Below are 12416 nucleotides of genomic sequence, written 5' to 3'. Positions count from 1 at the left end.
CACGGAAGTTAAGCGTCTCAGCGCCGAAAGTAGTTGGGGGATCTCCCCCTGTGAGGATAGGACGTTGCCAGGCAACAACGCAGGACGACTGAGCATACGCTCGGTCGTTTTTTTACGTTCATAATGAAACCGAACTCCAAGATCTACTGATCCATACAATGAAATTCCGAACAATTTGCATATAATTTAAGCCAATGAACACAATTCTGAACTTTCTGAACATCGGGAATTGAATTGCACTTTTGCGTTATACCTGTTACCATTACAGAAATATTTCGAAACAAAGATGTAGGTAGAACGAGAAAGGGGCCATCAATTTTTATGTGGGAAAATAAGTTTGCAAAAGAAGGTTTAACATTTGATGATGTATTACTCGTACCACGGTTTTCAAATGTCTTACCACGTGACGTTGATTTAAGCACGAAGCTCTGTGAAGGACTCGAATTAAATATTCCAATCATCAGTGCCGGTATGGATACTGTCACTGAAGCCCCAATGGCGATCGCTATGGCCCGTCAAGGTGGTTTAGGTGTCATTCACAAGAACATGTCGATGGAAATGCAGGCTGAGCACGTCGATCGCGTAAAGCGCTCAGAAAATGGTGTCATCACAAACCCGTTCTATTTAACTCCAGACCGTCAAGTATATGATGCAGAATACTTGATGAGTAAATACCGTATTTCGGGCGTTCCAATCGTCAACTCAGAAGAAGAGCGTCAATTGATCGGTATTTTAACGAATCGTGATCTTCGCTTCATCAAAGACTATTCGACGGTGATCAAAGATGTCATGACGACAGAGAATCTCATCACAGCAAAAGTGGGTACATCGCTTGAAGAAGCTGAACGTATCCTTCATCAACATCGTATCGAGAAACTTCCACTTGTCGATGAGAACGGCGTATTGAAAGGTCTCATTACGACGAAAGATATCGAGAAGGTCGAACAGTTCCCGAACGCAGCAAAAGATAAGCAAGGTCGTCTTCTTGTCGCAGCTGCAGTCGGTGTGACGAAAGACGCGGCCTCACGTGCTCAAGTGTTGGTTGAAGCAGGTGTGGATGCACTAGTCATCGATACGGCACACGGTCACTCAGCTGGCGTACTTGAAAAAGTGCGTGAATTACGTGATATGTTCCCGTCCCTTCCAATTATCGCAGGGAACGTGGCGACAGCAGAAGCGACACGTGCATTGATTGAAGCAGGAGCATCCGTCATTAAAGTTGGGATTGGACCAGGCTCGATCTGTACGACACGTGTCGTCGCAGGTGTCGGTGTTCCGCAAATCACAGCAGTTTATGACTGTGTGACAGAAGCGAAAGAGCACGGTGTCTCAGTCATCGCTGACGGTGGAATCAAGTACTCTGGTGATATCGTCAAAGCGATTGCCGCAGGAGCCAACGCAGTCATGCTCGGAAGCTTGCTCGCAGGTGTGAAAGAGAGCCCAGGTGAGATGGAAATCTACCAAGGTCGTCAATTCAAGACGTACCGTGGTATGGGATCGGAAGCATCGATGAAACGCGGAAGCCAAGACCGTTACTTCCAGGAAGCAGACAAAAAGTTCGTTCCAGAAGGTATCGAAGGTCGCGTCGCGTATCGCGGTGAACTGGCTGACACGGTCTATCAATTGATCGGTGGTCTTCGTTCAGGTATGGGGTATTGCGGCGCTGCCGACATTCGTGCCCTTCGTGAAGATACACAGTTCATTCGTATGACAGGTGCTGGACTCCAAGAGAGCCACCCACACGATGTCAACATCACAAAAGAAGCACCAAACTATTCACGTTAATGAAAAACCGCCATCCTGTTCACTCAGGATGGCGGTTCTTTATTTGCGTTTCTCGACTAAAATGACAGTTCCTCCTTGATCTTGTGCAGGAAGTGAGACGGTCACCTTCCCGTCTTTTTGAACCGTGTATGACTTGCCGCTATAGCGGTCAATCAAAACGGTCTTCGCCTTGTACGACGTCTTAAATGAAACGGTTTGCGCTTTTTCTTTCGTGTTCAATCCGACAAGAACAGACTGTTTGCCGTAGGCCCGCTCAAAGATCGAATAACCAGAAGTAGCATTCACAGCGACGGATGAACGCGTTCCTTTACTGAATACGTGAGAATAGTCTGCACGGATATTCAATAGTTTCTGGTAATGCGTATGCATCGCTTTCCCTTCCCCTTTGACACGTGACCAGTCGAAGTCATAGCGGTTCTCGTTAAATTCACCTTTGTCCATATCCCCTGCATGTTTACCAGATTGTCCGACCTCTTCTCCGTAATAGATGACCGGTTGACCTTTGGCCGTAATCTGAAGGGCAGCAGCGACCATTTGCTTGCCTGTGTCTCCACCTGCACGCGAGACGAGGAATCCATCTTCGTCATGGCTACTTAAGAATTGTCCAAGTGTTGCTTCATTCGATAATTGGTTATTCCGGTATTGAAGCGCTTTTTCTACATCTTCAATGTTGCCGTTTACGAATCGCTCGGCCTGGTATTTAAAATCGAAGTCGAGCAAGGAATCCATTTGACCACTTCTCAAATAGCCGCCTGTGTTGTTGATGCTGGCACCATAGTGTTCGCCGATGAGTTTGAAATCCGGCTTGATTGTTGTCAGCTCATTTTTGAATGATTTCCACGTCGTTGAATCTACATGTTTGACCGTATCGACACGGAAATAGTCGATCGTATTTCCTTTTTTCGTTTTCGAACGTTTGATCCAATCCGTCTGCCATTTGACCAATTGCTCCCGCACGGCCGCTTCCTCGGTCTTGAAATCAGGAAGACCAGATAAGGACATTCTGAGGTCGTCCCCATCGACCGGATTCTCGCGAATCATGCCATCGAATACTTGTCGTTCTGCATCCGTCGGGAAATTCGTGACGGCTGAACTTGCACCTGGTTCCATGCCGTAGCCTGGATGGTTCAAGACGACATCGACCATAATTTTGATGCCACGCTTATGCGCCTCGTCAATCAATTTATGGAATGCGGCCATATCTCCAAGGTGTTCATCAAGTTTTTCAAAGTTTTTCGCCCAATATCCGTGATAGCCATATTGAGACCCATCTTTCCCATAACGCAAATCCCAATCGATGTTATCCACAATCGGTGTAATCCAGATTGTATTGATGCCCAAGTCGTCTAAATAATCGAGTTTTTTTGTGACACCCGCAAAGTCTCCACCATGGTACGATTCCAGATGGTCTTTATCATAGTACTCACGGTTCGGATTATCATTGGACACGTCCCCGTTATAGAAGCGGTCGGTTAGCATGAAGTAGATTCGTGCCTCATCCCAATCAAATGCTTGTTTCTCTTTCATCGATTTCGGAACGACACGGATGGTGGTCTTCGAGCGATGGACATTTCCATACTGGTCGACGGCTGTGACAGAGAGCGTCTTGTTTCCTGGTTTGATCGTATCTTTCACCGCAATGGTTTGAGCATTCAATGCACGGTCGATGTGCAACTTAGCGGGTCCTCCGAGAGGTCGTGCATCGATATAGAGTTCACGAAGCGTCACTCCCTTCGGTAAAGTTGGTTTTACCCGTAGGACGGCATTTTCTCTGGAGCTAATCGCTTTTGGACTGACTGAAGAAGTGAGTTTGACGGTCGGTTGGCGATACTCGATTTGAGAAGCCTCAAAGTACGGATCCTTCACTTCAGTCGTCACCCCGTCTTTTGTGACGAGGTACGTGTAATCATGAACGCCTTCAGGCAAACGCACTGTGTGGCGGAACCATTCGTTTTCAGGCTCATACGTCATTGGATAACTTTCATCATTGATTTTGAGTGCGACCTGTTCGATTTCATTCATTTTTCCGGATTCATAGAGTGCTACATCGCGGTAGAAGAAACTGATCCCGTCTGTACCGTACACTGGTCCGTTGACTGTCGGAACTTGATGGAACACACCTTTGCCGCTTTCGACGAGGACCTTCGTGACACGGTCTTCTCCGAGCGTGACGTATCTGTCTTCTCCGTATGCGTCCTTCACGGCCCAATCCGTTCCTTTTCGGATCACAAATCCGACTTTGGTGGCGTCTTGGCCAACGGGAATTCGGAAGATGGCCTCGTCCTCCGTGATGCGATACGGGTCAACTTGGCCGTCTTTTTTACCGGTGCTCCACGTCCACAAGTTCCAATCCGTATAATCTCCATCCGCGCGGACATACTTCATCTCGATATAACGAGTCGTTTCCCATGGATCGGCGAGCTTGGTTGCCGTTTTGAACGAAGTCGTCAAGGCAGGGAGTGACGTGTTGGAAATCATCCCTGTCACCGCATCCGCTGGGATGGTCGCCGTATATGACGTGTCGAGTGCGAGTGCCTCTTTCGGCTGAAGCGTCACGGTCGAACCGTTCGTTGTCACGTCGACCGGGATTTTTGTCTCTCCTTGTTGAAGCGTGGCTGCTTCAGTATCGAGACGGACAGGTTCGTTGAACGTCCATGTGATTGGGGTAGACACATCCACGTCGATCGAGGATGAAGCCGGGGTCACCGAAACGACCTCAAGCTGATCAACCGTCTCCACCCCATTTAACGTGAACGGGGCACTATATACGGATTGCGTCGACGGAGTAGCAGCGACGTTCCAGCTGTTCGCCAGTTGGTTGGCCGCGTTACTTGGAATCGTATCGAACGCACCATGCTCTCCTGCATTATTGCCGCTCAATACAGTCAAGGCACGAACTTGGTCTCCATTGTTTAGCCCGAGTAAGGATAATGGAATCTTTCCTTCGAATCCTTTCGTCCGGTCCACTGCGAAAGCCGCACCGTTCAATTGGTTCAATTGTAAGAGTGGGGTATCCTGTCCGGCCTTATAAAGGGCGGCCTCTTTGACTTTTTGATCGCCATCGACACGAACGAGAACATGATATTGAGGTGCCTTGTCGACGCCTGTAAAGTCGAATGGGTATCCGAGTGGATTTTCAGAGACGCCAGAATCTTCATCGTTAATTTGAAGGGCGATGTTAATGTATTGTCCGTTGTCGCCCCAATTCGGGACATTGTTCGCATCTACGTAAAAATAAAGATGTTGAGCATCGTTTTGTATGTATAAATCACCGACATCAAATCCTTGCCAACCCGTAGCCGGGGAAGTCGCAAGGGCTGGGGTTGAAGTCCAGTCTGTTTTCGATCCATCAATCGTCATCGTAGTCGGTTCGGCCAATGCGTTCATCGGGACACCGGCTTGAATGAGTAATGCTCCGGAAAGGATCAGCGTCGAAGCCTGACGAGCGGTTGTTTTTTTCATGAGGCACCTCTTCCTGTCAAATATATTTGCACACTTTTATGCAAACGTTTTCAAAAATAGTTTAGCGGAATTTGAAAGCGCTCACAATATGTTTTTGCAAAAATAATAAACCGCCTCTCCTATTTTGAAAGGAGAAGCGGTCAAGAGGATGGAGCGACGAGCTTTCCTTTTACAATCAGGCGCTCTGTCGTATCGAACGTACACGTGATTAACGTGATGGTTGGGGTTGAGGTGTCATCTAATACATCGACTCGTTCAGGAGAGACGGTTTCAAGCGAAGTGACTACGTACTCGTACGTTTGCACTTCATCCTGAAGGTAGATCGTCGCACCGACCTCGATTTCATGGAGCGGTCCGAATAGAGCGGTCGCTCGTTGTAAATAGTGGCCGGCGAGCGCATAGTTCCCTTTGCCCATCTCTTGTTCAGGATGCATCGTTCCGGCGCCTACCGCGAGACTTTCATTGTCCAATCCTTTCATGATGGGAAGTTTCAGTGAGACATCGGGAATTGAAATCACGCCGATTGTCGGCAAATTATGAAACCGATTGCGCGCTTGTAGGACGTCCGATACAGAGAGTGGACTGACGGCTTTGAAATCATAACTTGGATCAAATTCGCTCTCTTCTTGAAATTTCATCTGTTCCACCACGTATTCACTCGTCGAACTGGCAATGGCATTTTTCCAAATCGGACTCGTCAAAAAGAGGATGCCGCTCCCAATGAGTAAAAGTCCGATGAGCCACCGGATACGTCGATTCATGACTTCCCTCCTTTTGAAACTTCCCACGCAAGCATCAACTGAACGATCACGTCAGGTAAAGTCGACTCCGGCAAATGCGCAAACCCGAATAGAAATTGCTTGTGGGAGTCCGGATGCACGATGCGATAGTCGTTCATGGATTTAATGGCGATTCCGGCGGATTCGGCGGACCGCTTCAATTCTTGTTCTGTTCGCTCGGTCGCGATGGTCAAAACGACGTGCAATCCGGCACTTGCTCCGGTCACGGTGACGGTCGGTTCGAATGGTCGGAAGGCTGAGAGGACACTTTCTAACTTACGACGGTATATTTTTCGCATCCGGTTCAAATGCTTCTCAAAGTCACCGCTCGACATAAATAAGGCCAACGTCTGTTGTTCGAACCGGGGAACGCTACAGGTGAAATACTGGTGTCGTTCCCGGTAACGGTTTAACAAGGGTGTCGGTAAGACCATATAGCCGATGCGTAAGGATGGCATGAGAGATTTTGAAAACGTACTGATATAGATAACCCGTTCGTTCGGGTCCATGCTCTGCAGTGACGGAATCGGCTTGCCGCTATAGCGAAACTCGCTGTCGTAATCGTCTTCGATGATATACGTCTGATGGACGAGTGCCCAATTTAACAAACGTTGCCTTCGACTGACAGACAGGACGGTCCCTGTCGGAAATTGATGAGCAGGTGTGACATATAGTGCATCGATTGCATGACGCTCGAGTTCATTCACACAAACACCACTATCGTCTACGGGAATAGGAATCGATGTGCGTCCTTGTTGCTCGAACAACAGGCGCGTGAGCGGATAGCCAGGGTCTTCGATTCCGAAGATAGACGAGTCAGGTAAGAGATTCAAGAGCTGTGGCAACAGCTGTTCCGTTCCGGAGCCGACGATGATCTGTTCTGGTGAGCACTGTACGCCGCGGGAGTGATAAAGATATGTGGCGATTTCTTGGCGTAATTCTAGATCTCCTTGAACAGAACCTAACGCAAGTAATTCATGATTCACGTCATCGACTACATGTTTGATGTGTCGCTTCCATCGTTCAAACGGGAAGGCAGTCGTGTCGATTTGACTCGGGGAAACATCATAATCATATGTCTTTCGCTGAGGGGCTGGTGTGATGGTACTACTCGAGCGCCGGACGTACAGTTCCTCTTGAGGTAACACATAAAATCCTTTTCGAGGAATGGACTCGATGTATCCTTCGGCGAGTAACTGGGCATACGCGAACTCGACCGTGGTCTGCGAGACATCTAAAAATTGAGAGAGCTTACGCTTTGAAGGTAATTTGGTTCCTGTCTTTAACGTATCGTCGAGGATGGCATCCCGAATGTGCTTATACAATTGCTCGTAAAGCGGGATGGACGATTCTTGATCAAGCGATAAGGTAAGCATATCCATGGTGTGACGTTCCTTTCTTTACGAACCAAAAAAGAAGTAGAGCATAAACCCAAGAATAATGATGAAAGAGACAATCCCGGGTGTCCCGAATGAGGCACGATGACCCCCATCAAACGAATCGCGGTTTAACATACGTATTCCTCCTTTATACTTCAACAGGTTCGTGATAGATGAAATAGAGTCCTTTATTTAAAACTGACCACTTTAAATAATGAGAAACTGGCACTTTTAATATAGTCAATTCAACTTATACTAGCAAGTAGAACACGAATCAATGGAGGGATTTCAATGGAAAAGAGACAAGTAGGGACAGATAAAGTAAAACGTGGGATGGCTGAAATGCAAAAAGGTGGCGTCATCATGGACGTCATCAACGCTGAACAGGCGAAAATCGCTGAAGCTGCCGGTGCTGTGGCTGTCATGGCGCTCGAACGTGTACCATCAGATATCCGTAAAATGGGTGGCGTTGCCCGTATGGCTGACCCGACAATCATCGAAGACGTCATGGGGGCAGTATCTGTGCCGGTTATGGCAAAATGCCGGATCGGGCATATCGCTGAAGCACGTGTCCTCGAGTCGATGGGGGTCGACTTCATTGACGAGAGTGAAGTGTTGACACCAGCCGACGAAGAGTTCCACTTGTACAAGCGCGACTATACGGCGCCGTTCGTATGTGGAGCACGCGACCTCGGTGAAGCAGCCCGCCGTATCGGTGAAGGGGCAGCGATGATTCGTACAAAAGGGGAGCCGGGAACAGGGAACATCGTCGAAGCGGTTCGTCATATGCGTACAGTCCAAGCTCAAGTGAAACGTCTCTTGTCGATGAGCGTAGATGAGGTCATGACAGAGGCGCGCGACCTCGGTGCACCGTTTGAAGTATTGATGCAAATCCGTGAAGCGGGCCGTCTGCCGGTCGTAAACTTCGCAGCAGGTGGAATCGCGACACCAGCGGATGCTGCCTTGATGATGCACCTCGGGGCAGATGGAGTCTTTGTCGGATCTGGTATTTTCAAAGCGGAGAACCCAGAAAAATTTGCACGTGCCATTGTAGAAGCAACAACGTATCACGATGACTATGAGCGAATCGCACACTTGTCAAAAGGATTGGGTGAGGCGATGAAAGGACTCGACGTCCGCACACTCAAAGAAGAAGAACTCATGGCACCACGAGGCTGGTAAGATGGTAACGATTGGCGTATTAGGAATGCAAGGTGCGATTCGTGAGCATGTTCGCATGCTGGAAGCGCTCGGTGCTCGAACCGTTGTCGTTCGCTCGGTAGAAGACTTGGAGTCAATTGACGGACTCGTGTTACCAGGTGGAGAGAGCACGGCAATGCGTCGACTACTCGATCGTTATGGATTACTTGAACCACTTCGAGAGACGGAAACGTTACCAATGTTCGGCACATGTGCCGGCATGATTCTTCTCGCGAACGAAGTCGAAGGGTATGACGCCCACTTGAAGAAAATCCCGATGACAGTGAAACGCAATGCGTTCGGACGTCAGGTCGACAGTTTTGAAGTCGACCTTCCAGTGAAAGGGATCGATGAGCCAGTCGAAGCGGTCTTTATTCGTGCCCCACAAGTGGCACGTGTCGAACCGGAAGTAGATGTGCTCGCTGAAGTGGAGGAAGCGATTGTGGCGGTCCGTTACAATCAGTATCTGGCTTGCTCGTTCCATCCCGAATTGACGGATGACCTCTCGTTACATCGCTATTTTATCGAGATGGTCAAAGCGAATCAGAGTCAACATGTATAAGTTTGAGGGACCTCGCAAAAAGGGGGTCCTTCAAACTTATTTTTTGTTACACTGAACAAAGAAGCGTACAGAAAGGGGAAACGATGTGAAGGCCCGTTATTTCATCATATTGCTCACTGTCGTATTCGTCATACAGACCATGTTGCCATCGGCTGCCTCTGCGGCCGCTCCGAAAGTGGATGCAGCAAGCGCGATGCTTGTAGACGTGACGACAGGACAAGTTCTATTTGCCAAACAAGAAGATTCGATGCTTCAGCCGGCTTCAATCACGAAGCTGATGACTGCATTTTTGACGCGTGAGGCGATTCAGGCAGGGAAACTCAGTTGGACACAAGAAATCACACCGAGCGATGCTGCTTTGGCGTTGACGAGAAAGCCGGGGTTGGCACGAATCCCGCTGTTAAATAAACCATATACCGTCAAAGAATTATACGATGCCGCGTTGATTCGTTCAGCGAATGAAGCGGCCGTAACGCTCGGGGAGGCCGTATCCGGTTCGGAAGAGGCATTCGTCAAAGAGATGAATCGCCGGGCTGATGAATTAGGGATGACGCAAACGACGTTCGCGAACGCCTCAGGACTCGATTCTGAATCCGCTGGCCTACCGGGAGACAACTTGACGTCTGCTAAGGACTTGATGAAGCTCGCGATCGCGTATTTGACGACGTATCCGGAAGTGCTCGACGTGACGAAGCGGGCATACGTGGACGTCGACGGTGTTCGATTTGATGCGACGAATCGCATGCTCGCTAATCGTGACCTCGCTTATCCGGGAATGCTCGGCTTCAAGACAGGCACGACGAATGAGGCGGGATATTGTTTCATCGGCGTATCCACACGGGATGGGCGTACCGTTTTGTCGGTCGTCCTCGGTGCAACATCGGACGAGGGACGTTATGCAGCAACGAAAGCGCTACATGATTATGCTTATGCGGATTTCGTGATGACCCCAATCTTGCGGATGGGGGAGACAATCTCCAAGATGGCAACGGTCTCTCAAGGCGAGGAAGAGCAAGTCGCGGTCCGAACGACGAACGACTTTGAAGTATTAGTCGAAAAAGGAAGACCCGTACCGGAGCCCGAATATGATCTGCTTGATTTAGAGGCTCCGATTAAGGCTGACACACAGGCAGGCATGGTCACCATCGATTCTTCGGAGAACGTACGCTATTTAGAGGGAGAGGCTCCTCCTAAGATGGCACTTGTTACAGCGGAGTCGGTCGATACCGCCTCGTTCTTGACGAGAATAACGCGAGCTTTTTTGGATTTCCTCGATCAAATCCGACTCGCACTTGGAAAAATCAGTCTTGTCGAACAAGTTGAGATGTTGTAAAGTAAGATTAATTCAATGACAGATGCGATGATGAGAATAAGTACGTTACGTACGTCTACTGACAGAGAGCTAGTGGTTGGTGCAAACTAGTGAGATGACGTGACCGAATCGGCCTCGGAGCATTGACTTGGAAACAAGTCACGTTCGCACACGTTACGTGCATCGAGTGGCTCAAACATTTGGGCAACGAGGGTGGCAACGCGGATCCAAGGTGGTTCGTCCCTTTCCTACGGGAAAGGGACGTGCCACCTTTTTTATATGAAAAAGGAGGAATAGCAATGTTAGACATTAAACGTTTGCGACAGGATTTTGAAGGGATTAAAGAAAAGTTAGCTCACCGGGGGGAAGACTTGAGTGCACTTGACCGCTTCCCACAACTAGAGGAGAAACGTCGCGACTTGATCAACGAAGTCGAAGTGAAGAAAGCGAAGCGCAACGAAGCGACAAAACAGATCGCTGAATTGAAGCGGAACAAAGAAGATGCCGAAGGTCCGATTTTAGAGACACGTCGCCTCGGCGATGAAATCAAACTGTTGGACGAAGATTTACGCGAAGTTGAGGCAGAACTCAACTTGATTTTACTCAGCATCCCAAATATCCCGCACGAATCAACACCAATCGGCGAAACGGAAGACGACAACGTGACGATTCGCGAAATCGGGACAAAGCCTGAGTTTGATTTCGAGCCTAAGCAACATTGGGACGTGATGGAAGACCTTCAAATCGTCGATGTCGAGCGCGCTGGAAAAGTAACAGGTAGCCGCTTCGTCTTCTATAAAGGATTAGGCGCTCGCTTAGAACGTGCCCTCATCAACTTTATGATGGACCTTCATTCAGATGAGCATGGGTACGCTGAAGTGTTACCTCCTTACATGGTCAATCGAGATTCGATGACAGGAACGGGTCAGCTTCCTAAATTTGAAGAGGATGCATTTAAAGTAGCGGATACGAACTATTTCCTCGTTCCGACTGCTGAAGTACCGGTCACGAACATGCACCGTGAAGAAATTCTTGCGGAAACACAACTTCCAATCGCGTATACTGCATATAGTGCAAACTTCCGTTCTGAAGCTGGGTCAGCGGGACGTGACACGCGTGGGTTGATCCGTCAGCACCAATTCAATAAAGTCGAGCTCGTCCGCTTCGTAAAACCGGAAGAGTCTTATGAGCAATTGGAACTGTTGACAGGTCATGCTGAAGAAGTATTGAAACGTCTAGGCCTTCCTTATCAAGTGCTCAGCATGTGTACGGCAGATCTCGGATTCACTGCCGCGAAAAAATACGATATTGAAGTATGGATGCCGGCACAAGGGGTCTATCGTGAAATCTCGTCTTGCTCAAACTTTGAAGATTTCCAAGCGCGTCGTGCGGGAATTCGTTTCCGTCGTGACGCCAATGCGAAACCTGAGTTTGTGCATACGTTGAACGGTTCAGGTTTGGCCGTCGGACGAACGGTCGCAGCGATTCTTGAAAATTATCAACAAGCGGATGGATCGGTCGTGATTCCAGAAGTTCTTCGTCCTTACATGGGTGGAAAAGAAAAGATTGAAATGCCGAACTAAACGCTTGAGCAGCCTCGATTTTGAGGCTGCTCAATTTTTTTAATGTTTTTTCACAAAAGGGTTTGACATCTGTCTCTTCAGTTGGTACTATAAATCATGTCGAGCGACACTGTTGCTCACGAATTGCATATGAGCTTTGGAGGTGTACCCAAGTGGTTTAAGGGAACGGTCTTGAAAACCGTCAGGGGTGTAACAGCCTGCGTGGGTTCGAATCCCACCACCTCCTCCATTTCTTTTTTGGAGGCTCACACAATTTTATATCTTCTGGAGGTGTACCCAAGTGGTTTAAGGGAACGGTCTTGAAAACCGTCAGGGGTGTAACAGCCTGCGTGGGTTCGAATCCCACCACCTCCT

The 12416-nt window shown here is 48.6% G+C and carries 8 protein-coding genes, 2 tRNA genes and 1 other annotated feature; of the genes, 7 read left to right on the top strand and 3 right to left on the bottom strand.

Annotation, left to right across the window (positions count from 1 at the left end; genetic code table 11):
- Positions 1-321 precede the first annotated feature (321 nt).
- Positions 322-1785 (top strand): IMP dehydrogenase, encoded by a 1464-nt coding sequence (gene guaB, locus KNO73_RS14770; protein ID WP_078145949.1) that lies wholly within the window; start codon positions 322-324, stop codon positions 1783-1785.
- A 39-nt stretch (positions 1786-1824) separates the two neighbouring features.
- Here the strand turns inward: guaB and KNO73_RS14765 are convergent, their stop codons facing one another.
- From KNO73_RS14765 to pdxR, 3 genes are all read right to left on the bottom strand, one after another.
- The gene (locus KNO73_RS14765) at positions 1825-5247 is read right to left on the bottom strand and encodes an alpha-amylase family glycosyl hydrolase (protein WP_215112697.1); all 3423 of its coding nucleotides are present in this window, start codon (positions 5245-5247) and stop codon (positions 1825-1827) included.
- A 140-nt stretch (positions 5248-5387) separates the two neighbouring features.
- Positions 5388-6008 (bottom strand): class A sortase, encoded by a 621-nt coding sequence (locus tag KNO73_RS14760; protein WP_078145947.1) that lies wholly within the window; start codon positions 6006-6008, stop codon positions 5388-5390.
- A complete protein-coding gene (gene pdxR / locus KNO73_RS14755; protein ID WP_214735222.1) occupies positions 6005-7408 on the bottom strand; it encodes a MocR-like pyridoxine biosynthesis transcription factor PdxR in 1404 nt (467 codons plus the stop codon). The genes KNO73_RS14760 and pdxR overlap by 4 nt, the downstream gene beginning before the upstream one ends.
- A 288-nt stretch (positions 7409-7696) precedes the next feature.
- Between pdxR and pdxS the strand changes: the two genes are divergently transcribed.
- From pdxS to KNO73_RS14725, 6 genes are all read left to right on the top strand, one after another.
- Entirely contained in the window at positions 7697-8587 is an 891-nt protein-coding gene (gene pdxS / locus KNO73_RS14750; protein ID WP_012727762.1) for a pyridoxal 5'-phosphate synthase lyase subunit PdxS, read from the top strand.
- Position 8588: 1 nt separating this feature from the next.
- A complete protein-coding gene (gene pdxT / locus KNO73_RS14745; protein WP_074035275.1) occupies positions 8589-9167 on the top strand; it encodes a pyridoxal 5'-phosphate synthase glutaminase subunit PdxT in 579 nt (192 codons plus the stop codon).
- A gap of 85 nt (positions 9168-9252) precedes the next feature.
- Positions 9253-10500 (top strand): D-alanyl-D-alanine carboxypeptidase family protein, encoded by a 1248-nt coding sequence (locus tag KNO73_RS14740; protein ID WP_196431817.1) that lies wholly within the window; start codon positions 9253-9255, stop codon positions 10498-10500.
- Positions 10501-10518: 18 nt separating this feature from the next.
- Positions 10519-10727: a binding site (T-box leader), on the top strand.
- 51 nt (positions 10728-10778) lie between these two features.
- On the top strand, positions 10779-12062 hold the full coding sequence (gene serS, locus KNO73_RS14735) for a serine--tRNA ligase (protein ID WP_214873976.1): 1284 nt from the start codon (positions 10779-10781) through the stop codon (positions 12060-12062).
- Positions 12063-12200: 138 nt separating this feature from the next.
- Positions 12201-12291 (top strand) — tRNA-Ser (locus tag KNO73_RS14730).
- A 37-nt stretch (positions 12292-12328) separates the two neighbouring features.
- Positions 12329-12416, top strand: a tRNA-Ser gene (locus tag KNO73_RS14725).

Origin of the sequence: Exiguobacterium sp. s83, from assembly GCF_018617095.1 — a bacterium.
Classification (GTDB): Bacteria; Bacillota; Bacilli; order Exiguobacteriales; family Exiguobacteriaceae; genus Exiguobacterium; species Exiguobacterium profundum.
This window is presented reverse-complemented; position numbering and strand designations above follow the sequence as displayed.